This window comes from Streptomyces sp. CB01881 (assembly GCF_002953255.1).
In the GTDB taxonomy this organism is placed as follows: Bacteria; Actinomycetota; Actinomycetes; order Streptomycetales; family Streptomycetaceae; genus Kitasatospora.
In genome coordinates this window covers 5,196,282-5,217,200 of sequence record NZ_CP026498.1, presented here as the reverse complement: position 1 = coordinate 5,217,200, position 20,919 = coordinate 5,196,282, and the positions used below count along the sequence as shown (strand labels likewise).

The 20,919-nt window shown below is 74.9% G+C and carries 15 protein-coding genes; 9 read left to right on the top strand and 6 right to left on the bottom strand.

Annotation, left to right across the window (positions count from 1 at the left end; translation table 11 throughout):
• Nucleotides 1–121 precede the first annotated feature (121 nt).
• Entirely contained in the window at nucleotides 122–4,897 is a 4,776-nt protein-coding gene (locus C2142_RS12625) for an ATP-dependent helicase (RefSeq protein ID WP_148642734.1), read from the bottom strand.
• Nucleotides 4,898–5,115: 218 nt separating this feature from the next.
• Here C2142_RS12625 and C2142_RS12620 point away from each other — a divergent pair, with 218 nt between their 5' ends.
• From C2142_RS12620 to rny, 7 genes are all read left to right on the top strand, one after another.
• On the top strand, nucleotides 5,116–6,699 hold the full coding sequence (locus tag C2142_RS12620; protein WP_148642733.1) for a S8 family serine peptidase: 1,584 nt from the start codon (nucleotides 5,116–5,118) through the stop codon (nucleotides 6,697–6,699).
• Between the two features lie 65 nt (nucleotides 6,700–6,764).
• Complete coding sequence (locus C2142_RS12615; protein WP_148642732.1) at nucleotides 6,765–7,328, top strand: GNAT family N-acetyltransferase; 564 nt, start codon at nucleotides 6,765–6,767, stop codon at nucleotides 7,326–7,328.
• A 33-nt stretch (nucleotides 7,329–7,361) separates the two neighbouring features.
• Nucleotides 7,362–7,556: a DUF3046 domain-containing protein gene (locus C2142_RS12610; protein ID WP_148642731.1), complete on the top strand. Its 195-nt coding sequence runs from the start codon at nucleotides 7,362–7,364 to the stop codon at nucleotides 7,554–7,556.
• 198 nt (nucleotides 7,557–7,754) lie between these two features.
• A complete protein-coding gene (locus C2142_RS12605; RefSeq protein WP_241003180.1) occupies nucleotides 7,755–9,056 on the top strand; it encodes an AI-2E family transporter in 1,302 nt (433 codons plus the stop codon).
• A gap of 154 nt (nucleotides 9,057–9,210) precedes the next feature.
• On the top strand, nucleotides 9,211–10,326 hold the full coding sequence (gene recA, locus C2142_RS12600; protein ID WP_148642730.1) for a recombinase RecA: 1,116 nt from the start codon (nucleotides 9,211–9,213) through the stop codon (nucleotides 10,324–10,326).
• 319 nt (nucleotides 10,327–10,645) lie between these two features.
• Nucleotides 10,646–11,323, top strand: coding sequence for a regulatory protein RecX (locus C2142_RS12595; RefSeq protein WP_241003179.1), 678 nt, complete (start codon nucleotides 10,646–10,648; stop codon nucleotides 11,321–11,323).
• Between the two features lie 187 nt (nucleotides 11,324–11,510).
• Entirely contained in the window at nucleotides 11,511–12,965 is a 1,455-nt protein-coding gene (gene rny, locus C2142_RS12590) for a ribonuclease Y (protein ID WP_148642729.1), read from the top strand.
• Here rny and C2142_RS41540 read toward each other — a convergent pair.
• The 5 genes from C2142_RS41540 to C2142_RS12565 form a co-directional block, all read right to left on the bottom strand.
• The gene (locus tag C2142_RS41540; RefSeq protein ID WP_148642728.1) at nucleotides 12,946–14,685 is read right to left on the bottom strand and encodes an FAD-dependent monooxygenase; all 1,740 of its coding nucleotides are present in this window, start codon (nucleotides 14,683–14,685) and stop codon (nucleotides 12,946–12,948) included. The genes rny and C2142_RS41540 overlap by 20 nt on opposite strands.
• Before the next feature lie 167 nt (nucleotides 14,686–14,852).
• Nucleotides 14,853–15,704 (bottom strand): ABC transporter permease subunit, encoded by an 852-nt coding sequence (locus C2142_RS12580; protein WP_148642727.1) that lies wholly within the window; start codon nucleotides 15,702–15,704, stop codon nucleotides 14,853–14,855.
• A complete protein-coding gene (locus C2142_RS12575; protein ID WP_148642726.1) occupies nucleotides 15,701–16,351 on the bottom strand; it encodes an amino acid ABC transporter permease in 651 nt (216 codons plus the stop codon). The genes C2142_RS12580 and C2142_RS12575 overlap by 4 nt, the downstream gene beginning before the upstream one ends.
• Before the next feature lie 49 nt (nucleotides 16,352–16,400).
• The gene (locus C2142_RS12570; RefSeq protein WP_148642725.1) at nucleotides 16,401–17,300 is read right to left on the bottom strand and encodes a glutamate ABC transporter substrate-binding protein; all 900 of its coding nucleotides are present in this window, start codon (nucleotides 17,298–17,300) and stop codon (nucleotides 16,401–16,403) included.
• 178 nt (nucleotides 17,301–17,478) lie between these two features.
• Nucleotides 17,479–18,252 carry an amino acid ABC transporter ATP-binding protein gene (locus C2142_RS12565; protein WP_148642724.1) on the bottom strand — a complete coding sequence of 258 codons (774 nt, stop codon included), beginning with the start codon at nucleotides 18,250–18,252 and terminating at the stop codon, nucleotides 17,479–17,481.
• Between the two features lie 388 nt (nucleotides 18,253–18,640).
• On the opposite strand from C2142_RS12565, the gene C2142_RS12560 reads away from it, so the two are divergent.
• Both C2142_RS12560 and C2142_RS12555 read left to right on the top strand, forming a co-directional pair.
• Entirely contained in the window at nucleotides 18,641–19,393 is a 753-nt protein-coding gene (locus C2142_RS12560; RefSeq protein WP_148642723.1) for a response regulator transcription factor, read from the top strand.
• A 7-nt stretch (nucleotides 19,394–19,400) separates the two neighbouring features.
• Nucleotides 19,401–20,843: a HAMP domain-containing sensor histidine kinase gene (locus C2142_RS12555; RefSeq protein ID WP_148642722.1), complete on the top strand. Its 1,443-nt coding sequence runs from the start codon at nucleotides 19,401–19,403 to the stop codon at nucleotides 20,841–20,843.
• Nucleotides 20,844–20,919: the final 76 nt, after the last annotated feature.

Genomic DNA, 20,919 nt, shown 5'->3' with positions numbered 1-20,919 from the left:
AAGGCCGCGGAGCGGGAAACCCGCCCCGCGGCCTTCGCCGTGTCCGGGGCCGTCCGTCCGGGACGTCCGCCGGGCGTTCCGCCGGGGCCGTCCGCCGGCGGCCGTCCGTCAGGGCCGTCCGTCAGGGCCTCAGCCGCAGGCCGCGCGGGGTGGCGTGGAAGCCGGCCTCCTCCAGGGCGGCGCCGAGCGCCGACCCGAGCGCGGGCTCGCCGTTGGCCCGTTCGACGGTGACGCTGCCGAGCGCGCCTCCCCGGACGGCCGAGGCGAGGGCCGAGGCGGCCAGCGCGCGGGTGGCCTCCTCCTCCGGCCAGGCCAGCAGCGACTTGCCGCCGCGTTCGATGTAGAGGGCCAGCTCGCCGTCGACCAGGACCACCAGGGCACCCGCTTTGCGGCCGGGCCGGTGCGCCTTGGCCGCCCTGCTCCCCTTGGCCCCCTCCGCGGCCCCCGCGGCCCCACCCTGCCCGTCCGGTGCCCCGGGCGGCTCGGGCCAGGGCAGTGCGGCGCCGTAGGCGTTGGCCGGGTCGGCGGCGGCCAGCACCAGCACCTGCGGCGGCTCGGCCGCCGGGCCGGCCGACCATTCGGTGGCCCGGGCACGCTCCAGCCGACCGTTGACCGACCGCAGCCGGTCCGCGGCGCCCTCCATGGCGAACTGGGCGCCGCCCAGCCCCTCCACGAAGTAGCCACGGCGGGCCCGGCCGCGCTCCTCCATCGCGGCCAGCACCCGGTACACCCCGGCGAACCCGCCCGGGACCCGTTCGGCCACCACCGTGCCCCGGGTGAGCAGGCCGTGCCGGTCCAGCAGGTTCTGCGCCCGGGCGGTGGCGCGGACCGTCGGGTCGGCCTCGAAGGCGGGCAGCACCGACCAGCGCCCGGCCACCGTCGGCGGGCCGCTGCGCAGGGCGCCGCCGATCCGGCCGAACGGGCGGCCGGCGCCGCCGTAGCGGCCGCGCGGGGTGGCCCTGGGCGCCCGGTGCGCCGTCGCGCCGGCCGTCCGGCCGGAGCCGAGCAGGGCGCGCAGCGGGGCCAGGGTGTCGTTGCTGACGTACCCGGCCCAGAGCAGGTCCCAGAGCGCCTCGACGAGCTCGGGCTCGGGGGTGTCCGGCAGGTGCGCGACGAGCTGGCGGAAGAAGAGCCCGTAGCCGCCCGCCAGTGCCTCCATCAGCGCGGTGTGCACGGGGGTGACGGCCGGCGGGACGGGCTCGGGGCGCAGCAGGTGGGCGGTCTCGGTGAGGTGCAGGCTGATCCAGCCGTCCTTGCCGGGCAGCGCGCCGGCGCCGGACCAGCCGATCTCGCCGGCCGCCATCAGCTCGTCCAGCAGGTTCGGGGAGTAGTCGGCGAGCCGGGCCGGGAGGATCAGCTTCTCCAGTGCGGAGGCGGGCAGGGCGGTGCCCTGGAGCTGCTCGACCACCCGGAGCAGGCCGTCGGGGCCGCGCAGCCGGTGGCCGGCCAGGTGCTGCCACTGCGGGAGGAAGGCGGCCAGCGCACGCGGCGGTACGGCCTCGACCTCTTGGCGCAGGGCGGCGAGCGAACGGCGTCGCAGCCGGCGGAGCACCTCGGCGTCGCACCACTCGACGGTGGCGGTGTGGCCCTCCACCGGCCTGAACTCGCCCTGGACGAGGCGGCCGGCGGCGGTGAGCCGGTGCAGGGTGCCGACGACCACGGCGGTCCCGAGCCCGAAGCGGGTGGCGGCCTCGGCGGCGGTGAACGGGCCGTGCGTGCGGGCGTGCCGGGCGAGGAGGTCGCCCAGCGGGTCCTTGACCGGTTCGGTGAAGGCCTCGGGCACGCCGACCGGTAGCGGGGTGCCGAGGGCGTCGCGCAGCCGGCCGGCGTCCTCGACGGCCGCCCAGCGCTGCTCGCCGGCGATCCGGACCGCGATCACCCGGCGGGCGGCCTCCAGCTCCAGGGCCCAGAGCGGCTCGGCGCCGCGGACGGTGAGCTCGGCCTCGGTGAGCGGGCCGAGCAGGCGCAGCGCGTCGGCGACGCCCTCGGCGTCCCTGGTCCGGCGCTCGGGGGTGAGGCGCTGGAGCTCGGCCTCCAGCTCGGCGAGGACCTGCGGGTCGAGCAGTTCGCGCAGCTCGGCCTGGCCGAGCAGTTCGGAGAGCAGCCGGGAGTCGAGCGAGAGGGCGGCGGCGCGGCGCTCGGCGAGCGGGGAGTCGCCCTCGTAGAGGAACTGGGCGACGTAGCCGAAGAGCAGTGAGCGGGCGAACGGGGACGGCTCGGGGGTGGTGACCTCGACCAGGCGGACGGCGCGGGATTCGAGGTCCCCCATCAGCTCGACCAGTCCGGGCACGTCGAAGACGTCCTGGAGGCACTCGCGGACGGCCTCCAGCACGATCGGGAAGGAGCCGTACTCGGAGGCGACCTCCAGGAGTTGGGCGGCGCGCTGGCGCTGCTGCCAGAGCGGGGTGCGGCGGCCGGGGCTGCGGCGGGGGAGCAGCAGGGCCCGGCCGGCGCACTCGCGGAAGCGGGAGGCGAACAGGGCCGAGCCGCCGACCTGGTCGGTGACGAGCCGTTCGATCTCGCCCGGGTCGAACAGGGCGGCGTCGGCGCCGACCGGGGCGTCGTCGGAACCCGCCCCGCCGCCCGGGCTCCCGAAGTCGAAGTCGGGGGCCAGCAGGTCGGCGTCGGGCAGGCGGAGCACGATGCCGTCGTCGGCGTGCATGACCTGCGGGTCGAGGCCGTGCTTCTCGCGCAGCCGGGCGGCGAGGGCAAGGGCCCAGGGGGCGTGCACCTGGGCGCCGAAGGGGGAGTGGATGACGATCCGCCAGTCGCCCAGCTCGTCCCGGAAGCGCTCGACCACGATGGTGCGGTCGTCCGGGAGGTGGCCGCAGGCCGTGCGCTGCTCGGTGAGGTAGTCGAGCAGGTTGCCGGCCGCCCAGTCGTCCAGGCCGGCCTGCCGGAGCCGGGCGGTGGCGGCCGCGGGCTCCATGGAGCCCAGCTCGCGGGTGAACGCGCCGAGGGCGCGGCCGAGTTCGAGGGGGCGGCCGAGGGTGTCGCCCTTCCAGAACGGGAGCCGGCCCGGGACGCCGGGGGCCGGGGTGACCAGCACCTTGTCGTGGGTGATCTCCTCGATCCGCCAGGAGGTGGTGCCGAGGGTGAAGACGTCGCCGACCCGGGACTCGTAGACCATCTCCTCGTCGAGCTCCCCGACCCTTCCGCCGCCCTTGCGCCCCGTTGTCGAGTCGGCCGCGGTCGAGCCGGCGATGAAGACGCCGAACAGGCCGCGGTCGGGGATGGTGCCGCCGGAGGTGACGGCGAGCCGCTGGGCGCCGGGGCGGCCGGTGACGGTGCCGGCCACGCGGTCCCAGACCAGGCGGGGGCGCAGCTCGGCGAAGGCGTCCGAGGGGTAGCGGCCGGCCAGCATGTCGAGCACGGCGTCGAAGGCGGACTGCGGCAGGCCGGCGAACGGCGCGGCCCGGCGGACCACGGCGAGCAGGTCGTCCACCGGCCAGGTGTCCAGCGCCGTCATCGCGACCAGCTGCTGGGCCAGCACGTCCAGCGGGTTGCGCGGGATGCGCAGCGCCTCGATCCGGCCGGCCCGCATCCGCTCGGTGACCACGGCGGACTGGACGAGGTCGCCCCGGTACTTGGGGAAGAAGACGCCGGTGGAGACCGCGCCGACCTGGTGGCCGGCCCGGCCGACCCGCTGGAGGCCGGAGGCGACCGAGGGCGGGGACTCGACCTGGACGACCAGCTCGACGGCGCCCATGTCGATGCCCAGCTCCAGGCTGGAGGTGGCGACCACGGCGGGCAGCCGGCCCGCCTTGAGCTCCTCCTCGACCAGGGTGCGCTGCTCCTTGGAGACCGAGCCGTGGTGGGCGCGGGCGATCACCGGCGGGGCGCCCCTGGCCGCGCCGGAGCCGCCCATCAGCTGGGCGGGCGCGTGCGCCTCGGCGGGGGCGGTGCCGGTGGCCCGTTCGACGGCGATCTCGTTGAGGCGGTTGCAGAGCCGCTCGGCGAGGCGGCGGGAGTTGGCGAAGACGATGGTCGAGCGGTGGGCCTGGACCAGGTCGACGATCCGCTCCTCGACGTGCGGCCAGATCGAGGCGCCCCCGGCCTGGCGGCCGGGAGGTACCCCAGGCCGGGCCGGGTCGCCGTCGGGGGCGCCGCCGATGCCGGGGGCGGCCGGGAGGTCGTCCAGGTCGGGGACGGGGACGACCACCGAGAGGTCGAACTCCTTGGCGGCGGCGGGCTGGACGACGGTGGCGCCGCGCTGCGGGCTGAGGAAGCGGGCCACCTCCTCGACCGGGCGGACGGTGGCGGAGAGGCCGATCCGGCGGGCCGGGCGCTCCAGCAGCTCGTCCAGCCGCTCCAGCGAGAGCGCGAGGTGGGCGCCGCGCTTGGTACCGGCGACGGCGTGCACCTCGTCCAGGATCACGGTGTCGATGCCGCGCAGGGCCTCGCGGGACGCGGAGGTGAGCAGCAGGAAGAGCGACTCGGGGGTGGTGATCAGGATGTCCGGCGGGTGGATGGCGAAGCGGCGGCGGTCGGCGGCCGGGGTGTCGCCGGAACGGATGCCGACCTGGACGTCGGGCTCGGGCAGGCCGAGCCGGACGGAGGCCTGGCGCAGGCCGGCCAGCGGGGCGCGGAGGTTGCGCTCGACGTCGACGGCGAGGGCCTTGAGCGGCGAGATGTAGAGGACGCGGCAGCGGCGCTTCGGTTCGGCGGGCGCCGGGGTGCTGCTGAGGCGGTCCAGGGCGGAGAGGAAGGCGGCGAGCGTCTTTCCGGAGCCGGTGGGGGCGACCACCAGGACGTCCGTCCCCTGCCCGATGGCGTGCCAGGCCTCGGCCTGGGCGGTGGTGGGCGCGTGGAAGGCCCCCGTGAACCAGGCCCGGGTGGCCGGGGCGAAACCGGCCAGGGGGTCGGCGGGCGGCTGGGGGTGGGTCTGCGGCGCCATGCCCCCATGGTGCCGGGTGGCACTGACAACGGGCGGGCCGGCGGGCGGTGGGCGGCCGGGGCGTCGTCCGCGCGCCGTCCGGTGGAGTTAAAAAAGGCAAAGAAGACTATCAGCTCATATGGTGATGATTCAGACACAGGGCTCTTCCAGGACAGCCACACCCCCGTGACCACCGGGCCTCCCGTGACCGACCGGGACCGACGAGCGGAGACCGTGCCATGGCGCAGGCGCACCCGTCCGGCAGCGGTCCCGTTCAGGCCGGACCGCACCGGGCCCGCGGCCCCCTGCGGGCACTGCTCGCCATGCTGCTCACCGCGCTGGTGGCCGGCGGCGCCGTCCCGTACGTGGCCGGGCCCGGCCGGTCCTACCTCAGCTACCTGGTGCTGGCCGAGCAGGAGGACGCCGCCGGCGCCGCCAGGGCGGGGGCCGAGGCGCGGGCCGCCGGCGGACAGGTCGTCCAGGAGTACCCGCAGATCGGGGCCGTGCTCGCGTACGCCCCCGGCGGCTTCGCCGACAAGGTCCGGGCCCGGCCCGGGGTGGCCGCGGCCGGTGCCACCCGGACCGCGCCGGTGCCGAGCCCGCCCCGGCCGCTGGACGGCACGGGGGACTTCGGCGCGGGGACCGGCGCCGACCGGGCCGACCGCGGCCGCAGCGCCGACGGCGGCCCCGGAACGGGCGGGAGCCGCAGCGCCGACCTCGGGGACGACGCCACCGCCACCGTGGCCGACCCGGGCGAGCGCGACGCCTGGAACCTCGCCATGCTCGGCGCGCCCGGCGGCCCGGCCGGCGACACCTCGCCCACCCTGCTGCGCACCCCCTCCCCGGGCCCGGGGGAGCCCTCCGCGGACGCGCTGCGCAAGGTGCTGGTGGCGGTGCTCGACTCCGGCGTCGACGACAGCCACCCGGACCTGCGCGCCGCCGTCGACCCGAAGAGCTCCGCCTCCTGCGCCGACGGCCGCCCCGACGCCCGGACCGGCGCCTGGCGGCCCGACCCCGGCGTCGGCGAGAGCGGCCACGGCACCCACGTCGCCGGGATCGTCGGCGCCGCCCGGGACGGCCACGGCGTCAGCGGCGTGGCCCCCGGTGTCCGGATCGCCGCCGTCCGGCTGCTCGGCCCGCTCGGCCAGTACTACGCGGAGAACATCGTCTGCGGCATGCTCTGGGCCGCCGACCACGGCGCCAGGGCGATCAACAACAGCTACTTCGCCGACCCGTGGAAGTACAACTGCCCGCAGGACCCCGACCAGGCCGCGCTGACCGCGGCGGTCGACCGGGCGGTCGGCTACGCCCGGCGGCAGGGCGCGGTCGTGGTGGCCTCGGCCGGCAACGACGGACAGGACCTCGGCGCCCCCCGCGCCGACGACCGCAGCCCCAACGACCGCGTCTCCGGCCCGGCGCAGTCCCGGTACCTCGGCACCGAGTGCATCCGGCTGCCCGGCGAGCTGCCCGGGGTGGTCACGGTGACCGCCGTCGACCGCGACGGCGGCCCGTCGGCGTACTCCAACTACGGGCGCGGCAGGGTCTCCCTGGCCGCCCCCGGCGGGGACCCGGACGCCGGGGCGCACGGCGCGGTCGTCTCGGACTGGCCCGGCGGGCAGTACGCGGCGCTGGCGGGCACCTCGATGTCCGCGGCGCACGTCACCGGCGCGGTCGCGGTGGCCGCCGCGCTCCACCCGGACTGGGGCTCGGACCGGCTCGCGGCCCTGCTGGCGGCCACCGCGGCGGCCGCCTGCCCGCCCGGGCCGCTCGGCTGCGGCGACCGCGAGTACTACGGCGCGGGCACGCTCGCCCTGCCCCACTGAGCGCGGGTGCGGCAGGCCGGCGAAAACCAGGTGACGGGCGGGGCACGACGGGTGACGATCGGGGGATGACCGTATACCTCGCCACCGAGCGGCTGGTCCTGCGCCGCTTCACCTCCGCCGACGCCGACCGCCTCGTGGAGCTCGACGGCGACCCCGAGGTGATGCGCTACCTCACCGGCGGCCGGGCCACCCCGCGCGAGGTGGTCGAGGACACGGTGCTGCCGCTCTACCTCGCGCACTACGAGCGGTACGGCGACCTCAGCTGGTGGGCGGCCGAGGAGCGCGACGGCGGGGCCTTCCTGGGCTGGTTCGAGTTCCGCCCGACGGATCCCCAGGACCCGACGGGCCGGAGCGAGGTCGAGCTCGGCTACCGGCTGCGCCGGCCGGCCTGGGGGCACGGGTACGCCACCGAGGGGGCGCGGGCGCTGGTCCGCCACGGCTTCACCGAACTCGGCGTGCGACGGGTGGTGGCGTACACGATGGCGGTCAACAGCGGCTCGCGGCGGGTGATGGAGAAGAGCGGTCTGCGCTACGTCCGGACGTTCCACGAGGACTACCCCGAGCGGATCCCCGGAAGCGAGCACGGCGAGGTCGAGTACGCGCTGGAGGCGGCCGACTGGAAGGCCTGAGCCTGCGGAGCCCGGTCCGGGATACTGGTGGGCATGAGGCTGACGGAGTTCTGGCGACGGATGTACGAGCACTTCGGTGAGGTGTACGCGGAGTCCTTCGCCGCCGATCACATGATGACCGAGCTGGGCGGGCGGACGGTGCGTCAGGCGCTGGAGGCGGGCTGGGAGGCCAAGGACGTCTGGCGGGTGGTCTGTGACACCCAGGGGGTGTCGGCGCTGCTGCGCTGAACGGGTGCCCGGCGCCCGGTGCTCGGACGGGCATCGGGCATGGGACAGACTGTCCGGGTGACAAGCAGCCCAGAAGCACAGAATTCGGACAGGTCGGCGCGTGCCGTCGACGAGGCCGCGGGCCCGCCGCCCGCCACCGGCACCACACCCGCGGCGGAGCCGGCCCGGGGAGTGGCCGACGGGCTCTGGGGCACCGGGATGCCGCGCTGGCTGCCCCGCGCGATGGTGCTGGCGCTGCTCCTGGTCGGACTGTTCCAGCTCGCCGACTGGGCCTTCCACCAGCTGATCGACCTCTTCGTGATGCTGCTGGTCGCCTTCTTCCTCTCGCTGGCGCTGGAGCCGGCCGTGGACCGGATGGCGGCCCGCGGGGTGCGCAGGGGCGTCGGCACCTTCCTGGTCTTCGTCGCGCTGGCGGTCGCGGTGGCGGGCTTCCTGGCCGCGCTCGGCACCCTGCTGGTCGACCAGGTGGCGAAGATCGCGGTGGACCTCCCGCACCTGCTCGACAGCCTGATCAAGTGGGTCAACCGGACCTTCCAGCAGGACCTCTCGCTGGACGAGCTGCAGAAGAAGCTGCTCAAGGACTCCGGTGCCATCGAGACCTACGCCCAGCAGGCGGCCGACAACGTCTGGGGCGTCTCCTCCACCCTGATCGGCGGGCTCTTCCAGGCCTTCACGGTCGGCCTCTTCACCTTCTACTTCACCGCCGAGGGCCCCCGGGTGCGCCGCACGGTCTGCTCGCTGCTGCCGCCCGCCAAGCAGGGCGAGGTGCTGCGGGCCTGGGAGATCGCGCTGGCCAAGACCGGCGGCTACCTCTACTCCCGGGCGCTGCTCGCGGTGGCGTCGGCGCTCGCGCACTGGGTGATGTTCGCCGCGCTGGACCTGCCCTACTCGGTGGCGCTGGCGGTCTGGGTCGGCGTCATGTCGCAGTTCGTGCCCACCATCGGGACGTACCTGGCGGGCGCGCTGCCGGTGCTGGTCGCGCTCACGGTGGAGCCGGTGGACGCGCTCTGGGTGCTGGTGTTCGTGGTCGTCTACCAGCAGGTCGAGAACTACCTGCTGCACCCGCGGATCACCGCCAGGACGGTGGACGTGCACCCGGCGGTGGCGTTCGGCGCGGTGATCGCCGGGGCGGCGCTGCTCGGAGCGGTGGGGGCGCTGATCGCCATCCCGGCGGCGGCCACCCTGCAGGGGTTCGTCGGGACGTACGTGCGCCGGTACGAGGTGGCCACCGACCTGCGGATCGACCGGGGGGCGCAGCGGCGCGTGCGGCGGGAGCTGCGCCGGGAGGCGGCGCGCCGGCTGCGGCGGATGGTCGGGGCCGGGGCGGGCCCGGACGACCGCCGGGGGGACGGCCTCGGCGACGGCCGGCGTGCCGGTGAGGGCTCCGCGCGGGACCCGATCCGGGGAGCGGTTCGGGACCCGGGCCAGGAGCCGGATCAGGCCTCCGGCCAGCGGCCGGGCGCCGACCGGGGGCCGGAGGGCGGGGCCGGGGCGCGGTAGTCCGAACGGGCTAGGCTTGAATCGAACAGGTGTTCTTTGTACTCTCCGGCGAGGAGTTTTCCACAGGCCGAGCCCGGTCAGGGCCGTTTGTCAGTGGGACGCGCTAGCGTCGAGGACGATGAAGCGCACAGCACAGAACCCGAGGGTGGAAGCCATGGCAGGTACGGACCGCGAGAAGGCCCTTGAGACCGCACTCGCTCAGATCGAGCGGCAGTTCGGCAAGGGCTCGGTGATGCGCCTGGGCGAGAAGGCCAACGAGCCGATCGACGTGATCTCCACCGGATCCACCGCACTGGACGTCGCCCTCGGGGTCGGCGGCATCCCGCGTGGCCGGGTGGTCGAGATCTACGGCCCCGAGTCCTCCGGCAAGACCACGCTGACCCTGCACCTGGCGGCCAACGCCCAGCGGGCCGGCGGCACGGTCGCCTTCGTCGACGCGGAGCACGCGCTCGACCCCGAGTACGCCAAGAAGCTCGGCGTGGACACCGACGCCCTGCTGGTCAGCCAGCCGGACACCGGTGAGCAGGCCCTGGAGATCACCGACATGCTGATCCGCTCCGGCGCGATCGACCTGGTGATCATCGACTCCGTGGCGGCGCTGGTCCCGCGTGCGGAGATCGAGGGCGAGATGGGCGACTCGCACGTCGGTCTGCAGGCCCGGCTGATGAGCCAGGCGCTGCGCAAGATCGCCGGTGCGCTGAACCAGTCGAACACCACCGCGGTGTTCATCAACCAGCTCCGCGAGAAGATCGGCGTCATGTTCGGTTCGCCGGAGACCACGACCGGTGGCCGGGCGCTGAAGTTCTACGCCTCCGTCCGCCTGGACATCCGCCGGATCGAGACCCTGAAGGACGGCACCGAGGCGGTCGGCAACCGCACCCGCGTCAAGGTCGTCAAGAACAAGGTCGCGGCGCCGTTCAAGCAGGCCGAGTTCGACATCCTCTACGGCGTGGGCATCAGCCGCGAGGGCGGCCTGATCGACATGGGCGTCGAGCACGGGTTCATCCGCAAGTCGGGCGCCTGGTACACCTACGAGGGCGACCAGCTCGGCCAGGGCAAGGAGAACGCCCGCAACTTCCTGCGGGACAACCCGCAGCTGGCCGACGAGATCGAGCGGAAGATCAAGGGCAAGCTGGGCATCGGCCCGAAGACGGAGGAGCCGGCCGCCGAGGGCGAGGCACCGGCCGCGGAGGGCGCCGCCAAGCCGATCACCGCGACCGCCGCCAAGACGGCCGCGGCGAAGAAGACGGCGGCGGCCGCCAAGGCCTGAGCCGTTGATGCAGGACGACATGGTGAGCGGCGGCCCGGCGGGCCCGGAGGACGACGACTACGGCCCGCCGGACTGGTTCGCCGCAGTGGCGGATCCGGAGCCGGAGCCGGCCTCGTGGTCGGCGCGGCCCGAGCGGTCGGAGCGCCCCGCGCGGCGGGAGCGGCCCGAGCGGTCGGCGGGTCCGGGGGAGCCGGTCGACGGGCTCGGTCTGGTGTCCGCGTCCGAGCTGCCCGCCGGGCGGCGCCGGCGGCGCTCGGCGCTGGCGGAGGAGGAGTCCCCCGGCCACCGGGCCGGGGAAGGGGCGGCCGGTCACGGGGGTGTGGCCGCCCCCGCCTCCTCCGCTGCCGGGCCGCGCAGCCGTCGCGCCCGGACGCGGGCCCGGACGGACGCGGCGGCGTCGGGGGAGCCGGTCGGCGACGGCACGGCGGAGAAGCCGCGCCGGGCGGCGCGTGCGACCAGGGCCGAGGAACCGGCCGACCCCGAGGCCCGTGCGCGGGACATCTGCCTGCGGCTGCTCACCGGGGCGGCCAAGAGCCGCAAGCAGCTCGCCGACGCCCTGCGCAAGCGGGAGATCCCGGACGAGGTCGCCGAACAGGTGCTGACCCGGCTGGAGGAGGTCGGGCTGATCGACGACGCGGCCTTCGCCCGGGCCTGGGTGGAGTCCCGGCACGCCGTCCGGGGCCTCTCCCGGCGGGCGCTGGCCCAGGAGCTGCGGACCAAGGGCGTGGCCGGCGAGCTGGTCGAGCAGGCCGTGGCGCAGCTCGACCACGACGACGAGACCGAGGCGGCCCGGGCGCTGGTCGAGCGCAAGCTCCGGGCGACCCGCGGGCTGGAGCGGCAGGCCCGGATGCGCCGGCTGGTCGGCGTGCTGGCCCGGCGCGGCTACTCCGAGGGCCTCGCCTTCCGGGTGGTCCGGGAGGCGCTGGACGACGAGGCCTCCGTGGCGGGCCCGGAGGAAGAGGACGTGGACGGAGCATCCGCCGACGGCTGGGAGTGAGGGCCGCGCGGTGGGGGAGTTCGCCAAGCCCCAGGCCAGTCTTGACCGTTTCGTAACCTGCGCTTAGCCTCGCACTCAGTGCGGGAGCGCGTCGATCACGCCCCGGTCGCGCCGCGGGCAGGCATGCCCGCGCCCGGTCGCGGTTGGTCCCGGACGGCGTGCCGTGCAGGGACGGGGAGTGGCCAGGATGAGGATCGCGCTGAGCACCGCAACGGTCGCCTCCCTGCTCTCGGCGGTGGTGCTGGTCGCCGTCGTCGTGTCGTCCTGGCTGATGGCCAGACGCCTCCAGGGCGCGCAGCGGCGCGCCGCGGCCGAGACCGAGCGGGCCCGGCGCTGGGCCGAGGAGCAGGCCGGGCAGCTGCGGGCCGAACTCGACCGGCGCGAGCAGCGGTTGACCGAGGAGCTGCGCCGGCTCGCCGCGCGGGAGGGCGAACTCGCCGAGCGGGCGGCCGCGTTGGAGCAGGCCGGGCGCGATGCGGCCGAGCTGGTGCGCCGCCGTTCGACGGCGCTGGAGCAGGCCGCCGGGCTCTCGGCCGACCAGGCCAGGGCCCAACTCGTCCGGGAGGCCGAGGCGCAGGCCCGGCGCGAGGCCGCCGTCACCGTCCGGGAGATCGAGCGGGCGGCCAAGGAGGAGGGCGAGGAGCGGGCCCGGGGAATCGTCGCCGGGGCCGTCCAGCGGCTGGCGGCCGAGCAGACCGCCGAGACGGCGGTGTCGGTGTTCCGGCTGCCGAACGAGGAGATGAAGGGCCGGATCATCGGCCGCGAGGGCCGCAACATCCGCGCCTTCGAGGCGGTCACCGGCGTCAATCTGATCATCGACGACACCCCGGCCGCGGTGCAGCTCTCGTGCTTCGACCCGGTCCGCCGGGAGACCGCCCGGCTGACCCTGGAACAGCTGGTCGAGGACGGCCGGATCCACCCGCTGCGGATCGAGCACATCTACGAGCGCAGCCGCGAGGAGGTCGCGCTGCGCTGCGTCCGGGCCGGCGAGGACGCGCTGCTGGCGGTGAAGGTCGGCGCGATGCACCCGGAACTGGTCCGCACCCTCGGCACCCTGCGCTACCGGGCCTCGTACGGGCAGAACGTGCTCGGGCACCTGGTGGAGTCGGCGCACCTGGGCGGCATGATGGCCGCCGAGCTCGGGGTGGACCCGGAGCCGGTGCGCCGTGCGGCGCTGCTGCACGACATCGGCAAGGCGATGACGCACGAGGCCGAAGGCAGCCACGCGGCGGTGGGGGCGGAGTTCGCGCGGCGGCACGGCGAGCCGGCGGACGTGGTGCACGCGATCGCGGCGCACCACGGCGAGGTGGAGCCGCGGACGGTCGAGGCGGTGCTGACCCAGGCGGCCGACGCCTGCTCGGCCGGCCGGCCGGGCGCGCGCAAGGAGTCGCTGGAGGTGTACGTCCGGCGGCTGGAGCGGCTGGAGGAGATCGCCCGGGCGCACGACGGGGTGGCCAAGGTGTACGCGATGCAGGCCGGCCGCGAGGTGCGGGTGATGGTGCGGCCGGAGGAGGTGGACGACCTCGGGGCGCAGGTGATCGCCCGCGAGGTCGCCAAGCAGGTGGCGCAGGAGCTGACCTACCCGGGGCAGATCCGGGTCACGGTGGTCCGGGAGAGCCGGGTCACCGAGGTGGCCCGCTAGGCGAGTCCACCGGCCGGACGGCGGGCTCCGCGGAGGGCGCCGGCCCGGGCTCCGCGGCGCCGGTCAGCGGCTGCGGCCCGCCCCGGGCACCGTCGGCCAGCGCCTGGAGGTCCTCGGCGGCCGCGCCCTGGGTGACGCCGACCAGGTGGCCGTCGGGCCGGATCAGCAGCACGGTGTGCGGCCCGGCGTCCGGGTAGTCCTCGGTGACCAGCACCTCGGCCGGCACCGGCAGCGCCGCGGCGACCTCGGCGAGCCGGGGCATCAGCCCGGCGCCCAGCCAGTGCTCGGCGGACCAGACCGCGGTGCCGGGGGCGACCAGCAGCAGGAGGAAGGTCGCGCCGAGCCGGGCGTGCAGCTGGTCCGGTGTGCCGTCGGTGGCGAGCACCGGCAGGTCCGGGACGAGGACGCCGGGGGCGGTGGCGGGCAGCAGCTCGCTGAGCGAGGTGGTGCCGCGCGCACCGCGCTGGACGGGCACCCGCCCGGGGACGCCGGAGGGGGTGGCCGGGTAGGCGGGGGCGCCGCCGAAGCGGCCGGTGCCGAGCTGGCCGTCGGATAGCAGCGGCGCGTGCTTGCGGAACGAGCCGCTGATCAGCGAGCGGCGGGTGGCCTGCCAGCCGCGCAGCGGGCGCAGCAGTGGCATGGCCTGGTCGACGGCGCGCAGCCGGGCGCCGACCGCGCCGCGCCGTTCGGCCTCGTACCCGTCGAGCAGGGAGCCGCCGGGCTGGGGGCCGCCGGAGTGAAGGTGCCAGGCGAGGGCCAGCCGCCAGGCGAGGTTGTCGGCGTCGCGCAGCCCGTCGGCGAGGTTCTGCATGCCGAGGGCGCCGTGCAGGTGGGCGGCGTCGCCGGCGAGGAAGCAGCGGCCGCTGCGGAACCGGGCCGCGAGGCGCTGCTGGGCGGTGTGGTCGGCGGCGGCGAGCAGCTCGTAGCGGGGGAGCTCGCCGCACCAGCCGGTGAGGGTGGAGGTGACCCGGGTGAGCAGGGTGTCGCCGGTGACGATGCCGGGCCAGGTGGCGTGCGGGTCGACCGGCTCGGTGGCCGCGGGTCTGCCCGGGGGCAGCCGCCAGTCGAGGCGCCAGACGCCGTCCGGGAGCGGGCGGGCGGAGGCCTCCCGGTCGCCGCGCCACGGCGGCTCGCGGTGCAGCCGGGCCTCGGTGAAGGGCAGGTCGACGCGGACGGTGGCGATCGCGTTGCGGTCGACGGCCGGCCGCCCGGGGAAGCGGATCTTCAGCAGCTTGCGGACGGTGGAGCGGGCGCCGTCGCAGCCGACCAGGTGGCTGCCGCGCCACCAGGTCTCGGTGCCGTCCTGCGGGTTGCGGGTGCGGACGCTGACGCCGTCGCGGTCCTGTTCGAGCTCGGTGACCCGGTTCAGCGGGACCAGCCGGACCAGCGGGGTGCCGGTGAGCGCGTCGCGCAGGCCGCGCTGGAGCCGGTGCTGGGGCAGGTGCAGGACGGGGGTGTCGGCGAGGTCGATCCGGAGCACCTCCTGGCGGCGGCGCCAGATGGTGAACGCGTCCCACCGGGCGGCGTCCGAGACGGCCCGCGGATAGCCGATCCGGGTCAGGAAGGCGGCGGTGTCCGCCCCGAGGACGACGCTGCGCGGGCCCTCGGGGCAGAGTCCGGATCCCTCGTCCAGGACTATCGTCGGCACCTCGTGCCGGGCGAGTGCGAGGGCCAGCGCCAGGCCGACCGGCCCGGCCCCGACCACGATCACCGGGTCCATGCCGGGACCTCCGGTCGCGGACGGGCCGGCGCGCGGTGGTCGCGGACCGCTGCGGAGCCGTCGGGGACCTCCGGGCATGGGCGGGCCGACGGGGTGGCGTCATATGCCGCGAGGATGGTCCCGGATGGTGTCACGAAGAGCAATGCAACAGTTCACCTGCGTGTCCGTCAAGCAGCAGCCGATGTGCGCCGGTTCGCGCCGCGACGGCCGCGTGCTTCGATCCACCGGGCGAGCGCCGTGAGGAGCAGGCACAGCGCGATGTAGATGGGCCCGATCACCAGCACGACGGGGATGTAGGGGAAGCCCGCCGCGTTGATCGGCTGGGTCGCGATGGCCTTACCGATGAACAGCAGCTCGTGGTAGGTGATGATGAAGCCGAGCGAGGTGTCCTTCAGGGTGACGACCAGCTGGCCGATCATCGAGGGCAGCATCGAGCGGACCGCCTGCGGCACCAGGATGGTGGTCATCACCTGGGTCTTGCGCAGGCCGAGTGCGTACGCCGCCTCGCCCTGGCCGCGCGGGACGGCGTTGACCCCGCTGCGGATGATCTCCGCCTGGACGGACCCGTTGTAGAGGGTGAGCCCGAGCACCAGGGCCCACATCGGCTCCTTGGCGAAGAACGCGTAGTAGAGCGCGACGATCAGGATCAGCAGCGGCATCGCCCGGAAGAACTGGACGAAGGAGACGGCCGCCCACCGCACCGGCTTGTGGTCGGAGAGCTGTCCGGCGGCGAGCAGGGCGCCCAGGGCGAGCGAAAAGAGCGCCGCCAGCCCGAAGGCCTCCAGGGTGGAGAGCAGACCGTCGACGATGCGCTGCTGGACGGTGTTGTACTGGAAGACGTCCCAGAGCTGGGCGTCGAACTGGCCGTTGTCGGCGAGCGTGGCGAAGACGTACCAGATCAGTCCGGCGACGCCGACGAGCGACAGCACCCCGAACAGCCGGTTCCGCGAGCGGGCCCGCGGGCCAGGGGCGTCGTACAGGACGCTGGCCGTGGAGGGCCGGGTGAAGAGGCTGTTCATCGGGCCACCGCCAGTCGGTCTTCCAGGAAGCGGAACAGCAGCGCGACGGTGGCGCTGATCACCAGGTAGGCGCAGGCCACCCAGAAGAAGATCGCGAAGATCGAGTAGCCGCGCTCGGACATGGTCTGCTGAAAGCTGTACAGCTCGGTGACGCTGAACGCGCCGGCGATCGCCGAGTTCCTCGGCAGGGCGATGAAGACGCTGCTCATCGGCGCCAGCACCGTCCGGGCGGCCTGCGGCAGGACTATCTGGGTGAGCGTCTGGCCGAAGGTCATGCCGAGGCTGCGGGCCGCCTCGGCCTGGCCCAGCGGCACGGTGTTGATGCCCGAGCGCAGCACCTCGCAGACGAACGACGCGGTGTAGCTGCCGAGCGCCAACGTTGCGTAGGTGAGGTAGCTGAGGTGCACGCCGAGCGGAGGCAGTCCGAAGACGACGGCGAAGAACAGCACGGTCAGCGGGGTGTTGCGGAAGAGCGTCACCCAGGCGGTGCCGAAGCCGCGCAGCACCGGGACGGGGGAGACCCGGAAGGCCGCCAGCAGGGTGCCCAGCAGCAGGGCGAGCAGTGCGCTGAGCGCGCTCAGCTCGATCGTCTGCAGGAAGCCGTCGCGGAACAGCGCGAAGTTGCCGTCCTCGAACAGGAAACCCATCCGGCGGCCCTCCTCTCAGGAGTGGTCAGGAATGATGGTCAGGCGGCGGTCAGTACCGCTCCAGGGCCGGCGGCGTGGGCGCGGCCGAGCCGGAGAGGCCGAGGGTGGCGTCGTACGCCTTCTTCCAGTCGCCGTTGTCCTGGTGGGCCTTGATCGAGTCGCTGATCGCGGTCCGCAGCGCCGCGTCGTCCTTGTTCAGGCCGATGCCGTAGTTCTCCTTGGTGAACGGCTTGCCGACCACCTTGAGCTTGGGCGCGAACTTGGAGGCGTAGCCCTTGAGGATGGCGTCGTCGGTGGTGACGGCGTCGACCTCGCCGGACATCAGCTTCTCGACGCAGGCCGAGTAGGTGTCGAACTGGGTGATCTTCGGCGAGTACTGCTGGATGTTCTTGATCGAGGTGGAGCCGGTGGCGGTGCAGACGTTCTTGCCGTTGACCGACTCCGGGCCGGTGATGGCGGTGTTGTCCGACTTCACCAGCAGGTCCTGGCCGGCGATGTAGTACGGGCCGGCGAAGGAGACCGACTTCTTGCGCTCGTCGTTGATGCTGTAGGTGCCGACGTAGAAGTCGATCTGGCCCTTGGAGATGGCCGGCTCGCGCTGCGAGGAGACCAGGGTCACCCACTTGATCTGCTGCGGGGTGAAGCCGAGGTCGGCGGCGATCATCTTGGCGATCTCGATGTCGAAGCCGCTGCGGTCGCCGCTGGCGACGTCCTCGAAGCCGAGGAAGGGCTGGTCGGCCTTGGCGCCGATGATCAGCTGGCCGCGCTTCTTGGCCTCGGTGAACACCGTCGAGTCGACCTTGGCGTCGCTCTTGACCGTGTACGTGGGCAGCTGCGGGGCGTTGCTGGCGGTCGGGGCGGCGCCGGGCGTGCCGTCCTTGCCGCAGGCGGCGGTGGCGGTCAGCGCGACGGCGCAGAGCGCGACGGCGAGGGTGCGACGGGTCTTCATGAGGGGTAGCTCTCCTCGGGCTGGGCCACGGGCAACCGGGCTCTGGCGGCAGGAAGTTGGCCGGGTCGGCGGGGTCGGCGGCGGCGCCCTTGCCGCCGCCCACCGGGTGCCGGCCCGGTGGGTCGGGAAGACCCGGAGGCTCCGGGACGTCCAGGAGGGCCGGGAGGGCCCGGGACGGTCAGTGGTGCAGGATCTTGGAGAGGAAGTCCTTCGCGCGGTCGCTGCGCGGCGCGGTGAAGAAGGCCTCGGGGGTGTTCTGCTCGACGATCCGGCCGTCCGCCATGAAGAGCACGCGGTTGGCGGCGGAGCGGGCGAAGCCCATCTCGTGGGTGACGACGACCATCGTCATGCCGTCGGCGGCCAGCTGGCGCATGACCTCCAGCACCTCGTTGATCATCTCCGGGTCGAGCGCCGAGGTGGGCTCGTCGAAGAGCATCACCTTCGGGTTCATCGCCAGTGCCCGGGCGATCGCGACGCGCTGCTGCTGACCGCCGGAGAGCTGGGCCGGGAACTTCGCGGCCTGTGCGCCGACGCCGACGCGCTCCAGCAGTTCCCTGGCGGTCGCCACGGCCTTGTCGCGGGCGATCCCGCGGACCTTGACCTGGCCGAGCACCACGTTCTCCAGCACCGTCTTGTGCGCGAAGAGGTTGAAGCTCTGGAACACCATGCCGACCTCGGCGCGCAGCCGGGCCAGCTCGCGGCCCTCGGCGGGCAGCGGGCGGCCGTCGATGGTGATCGTGCCGGAGTCGACGGTCTCCAGCCGGTTGATCGTCCGGCAGAGCGTGGACTTGCCCGACCCGGACGGGCCGATCAGGACCACCACCTCGCCCTGGGCGATCTCCAGGTCGATGTCCTGGAGCACGTGCAGGGCACCGAAGTGCTTGTTCACCCCGCGCATCACCACCAGGGGGGCGGCTGCGGCGCTGGAGTCCTTGACGAGGCTCTCGGTCATCGCGGCCTGCTTCCTGGAAATCAGCCCGAGAGCTGAACTCCCTTGGGCGGCAATGGTGATAGATGAGCCGGGGGCCGAGGCCGGCGGAGCCGCGGCCCCCGGTGGGGTGACCATAGGAGCGCTGACGATGCCACGTCAGCCGATCTGAGCGGAACTTGAGGATCACGATCCGGCCACACGCCGCGCGCGGCGTGTTCACGAGGCCCCGCCGAGGGCACGGTCACAGCGGGCATCCGCCCCGCCGCGCGGCGTCCCGCGGGGTTCCGGGGCGTGGCCGAGCCTGGCGTCCGGCGCCCGGCTGGCCCATACTGCGCAGAACCGGGACCTGCCCGGCGGGGCCCGCGAACATCACGCAACACCCCGGGGAACGTCGGGGAGAGGAGGAACGATGCGACTACTGCTCGTCGAGGACGACGAACGCGTGGCCGCCGCGCTGGTCGCGGTGCTGGGACGCCACGGCTTCCAGGTCAGGCACGCCCGTAGCGGGCACGAGGCGCTCGACGCGCTGGTGCCGGACGGCAACGAGCCGTACCGGGTGGTCCTGCTCGACCTCGGACTGCCCGACCGCGACGGCTTCGAGGTCTGCAGCCGGATCCGGGCCGGCAGCGGCGTACCGGTGATCATGGTGACCGCGCGCGCCGACATCCGCTCCCGGATCCACGGGCTCAACCTCGGCGCCGACGACTACGTCACCAAGCCCTACGACATGGGCGAACTGCTCGCCCGGATCCACGCCGTGGCCCGGCGCGGCGCCGCGCCCGCCGCCGTCGCGGTGCCCACGCCCGACACCGTGCCGCAGCAGCGGGGGCCGCTGGAGTCGCGCGGCATCACGATCGACCGCGAACGCCGGCGCGTCAGCGTCGACGGCCGGGACGTCCCGCTCACCCGCAAGGAGTTCGACCTGCTGGCGCTGCTTGCGCAGAGCCCCGGCGTGGTCTACCGCCGCGAGCAGATCTTCAGCGAGGTCTGGCGCAGCGGCTGGGAGGGCAACGGCCGCACCCTGGAGGTGCACATCGGCTCGCTGCGCACCAAGCTCGCCCTGCCCGGCCTGGTCGAGGCCGTCCGGGGCGTCGGCTACCGCCTGATCCCCGAGTGCCCGGCCGCCGCCGCGGACGCCCCCCAGGCCCGCGCGGAGCGCTGACCGTAACGTGCGTACCCGCCTCCTCGGCATCCTGCTCGCGCTGATGCTCTGCGTCCTGGCCGCCCTCGGGCTGCCGCTCGCCGCGGCGGTCGCGGCCGCCGAGCAGAGCCGGGTGGTGGTCGACCGGCTCGACGACGCGGCCCGGTTCGCCCAGGACCTGCCCACCTCGGGCGTCTCCGCCCTGGACTCCGCCCTCAAGGGGGACCTCGAGCCGGCACCCGGCGACCTCAGCCGGCGCCGCGCACTGGACGCCGAGGTGGCCCGCTACCACGACCTGTACGGCGTCCGGCTCGGCATCTTCCAGCGCGACGGCGTCCCGATCGCCACCGCCCCGGCCGACTGGCGGGTGCCGGTCGGCGGCTGGGGAGCGCAGGCCTTCCAGGAGGCGCTGGACGGGCGGCGCAGCCACAATCCGCCGCAGGTCTGGCCGTGGACCTCCGACCGGACGCTGACCATCGCCACGCCGGTGGTCCGGGACGGCGACGTGGTGGCGGTGGTGCTCAGCGAGTCCCCGACCGGCGCGCTGCGCACCCGGATGCTGCACCGCTGGCTGGTGATCGGAGCCGGCGAGGCGGCCGCCATGATCGTCGCGGTGCTGCTCGCCGCCCGGCTCACCGAATGGGTGCTGCGCCCGGTCAGGACGCTCGACCGGGCCACCCACGACATCGCCACCGGCCGGATGAACGCCCGGGTGGCACCCGGCGGCGGCCCGCCCGAACTCCAGCGCCTGGCCCACTCGTTCAACGAGATGGCGGACCACGTGGTGCTCGCCCTGGACCAGCAGAAGGCCTTCGTCGCGGACGCCTCGCACCAGCTGCGCAACCCGCTGGCGGCGCTGATGCTGCGGGTCGAGGTGCTGGGTCTGGAGCTGCCCGAGGGCCACGACGAGGAGCTCGGCGGGGTCCGCGAGGAGGGCGTCCGGCTCGCCCGGGTGCTGGACGACCTGCTCGGGCTGGCCACCGCCGAACACGCCCGCCCGGAGACCGAGCCGACCGACCTGGCCGCGCTCACCCTGGCCCGGGCGGACGCCTGGCGGCCGGTGGCCGGTCAGCGCGGGATCGAGCTCGGCTGGGAGGGCCCGGCGCTGGCGCTCGGCATGGCCGACCCGATCGGCTTCGGCAGCGCGCTGGACGCGGTGATCGACAACGCGCTCAAGTTCGGCCCGGCCGGCAGCCGGGTGCGGGTGCTGGTCGCCGTGCGGCGCAGCGAGGTCGCGGTGACCGTCTCCGACGCCGGGCCCGGCCTCACCGAGGAGGAGCTGGTCCGGGCCGGCGACCGGTTCTGGCGCAGCACGCGGCACCAGAACGTGGACGGCTCCGGCCTCGGGCTCTCCATCGCCCGCACCCTGCTCCAGGCCGGCGGCGGCTCGCTCGCCTTCGCCCCGGTGCAGCCGACCGGGCTCGCGGTGACCCTGGCGGTGCCGCGGGCGGAGAAGAAGGGCCGCGACTAGCCCCTGTCCCCGGCCTCCCGCCTGCCCGGCGGCGCCGGGGTACGGCGGTGCGGGGGTACGGCGGCGCCGGGGCCCC

Bases quoted from the DNA above. Each gene is read 5' to 3' on its own strand.
- C2142_RS12580 (WP_148642727.1), bottom strand. From the start codon at position 15,704: ATGAACAGCCTCTTCACCCGGCCCTCCACGGCCAGCGTCCTGTACGAC.
- C2142_RS12560 (WP_148642723.1), top strand. From the start codon at position 18,641: ATGCGACTACTGCTCGTCGAGGACGACGAACGCGTGGCCGCCGCGCTG.
- C2142_RS12615 (WP_148642732.1), top strand. From the start codon at position 6,765: ATGACCGTATACCTCGCCACCGAGCGGCTGGTCCTGCGCCGCTTCACC.
- C2142_RS41540 (WP_148642728.1), bottom strand. From the start codon at position 14,685: ATGGACCCGGTGATCGTGGTCGGGGCCGGGCCGGTCGGCCTGGCGCTG.
- rny (WP_148642729.1), top strand. From the start codon at position 11,511: ATGAGGATCGCGCTGAGCACCGCAACGGTCGCCTCCCTGCTCTCGGCG.
- C2142_RS12565 (WP_148642724.1), bottom strand. From the start codon at position 18,252: ATGACCGAGAGCCTCGTCAAGGACTCCAGCGCCGCAGCCGCCCCCCTG.
- C2142_RS12610 (WP_148642731.1), top strand. From the start codon at position 7,362: ATGAGGCTGACGGAGTTCTGGCGACGGATGTACGAGCACTTCGGTGAG.
- C2142_RS12605 (WP_241003180.1), top strand. From the start codon at position 7,755: ATGCCGCGCTGGCTGCCCCGCGCGATGGTGCTGGCGCTGCTCCTGGTC.
- C2142_RS12620 (WP_148642733.1), top strand. From the start codon at position 5,116: ATGGCGCAGGCGCACCCGTCCGGCAGCGGTCCCGTTCAGGCCGGACCG.
- C2142_RS12570 (WP_148642725.1), bottom strand. From the start codon at position 17,300: ATGAAGACCCGTCGCACCCTCGCCGTCGCGCTCTGCGCCGTCGCGCTG.
- C2142_RS12575 (WP_148642726.1), bottom strand. From the start codon at position 16,351: ATGGGTTTCCTGTTCGAGGACGGCAACTTCGCGCTGTTCCGCGACGGC.
- recA (WP_148642730.1), top strand. From the start codon at position 9,211: ATGGCAGGTACGGACCGCGAGAAGGCCCTTGAGACCGCACTCGCTCAG.
- C2142_RS12625 (WP_148642734.1), bottom strand. From the start codon at position 4,897: ATGGCGCCGCAGACCCACCCCCAGCCGCCCGCCGACCCCCTGGCCGGT.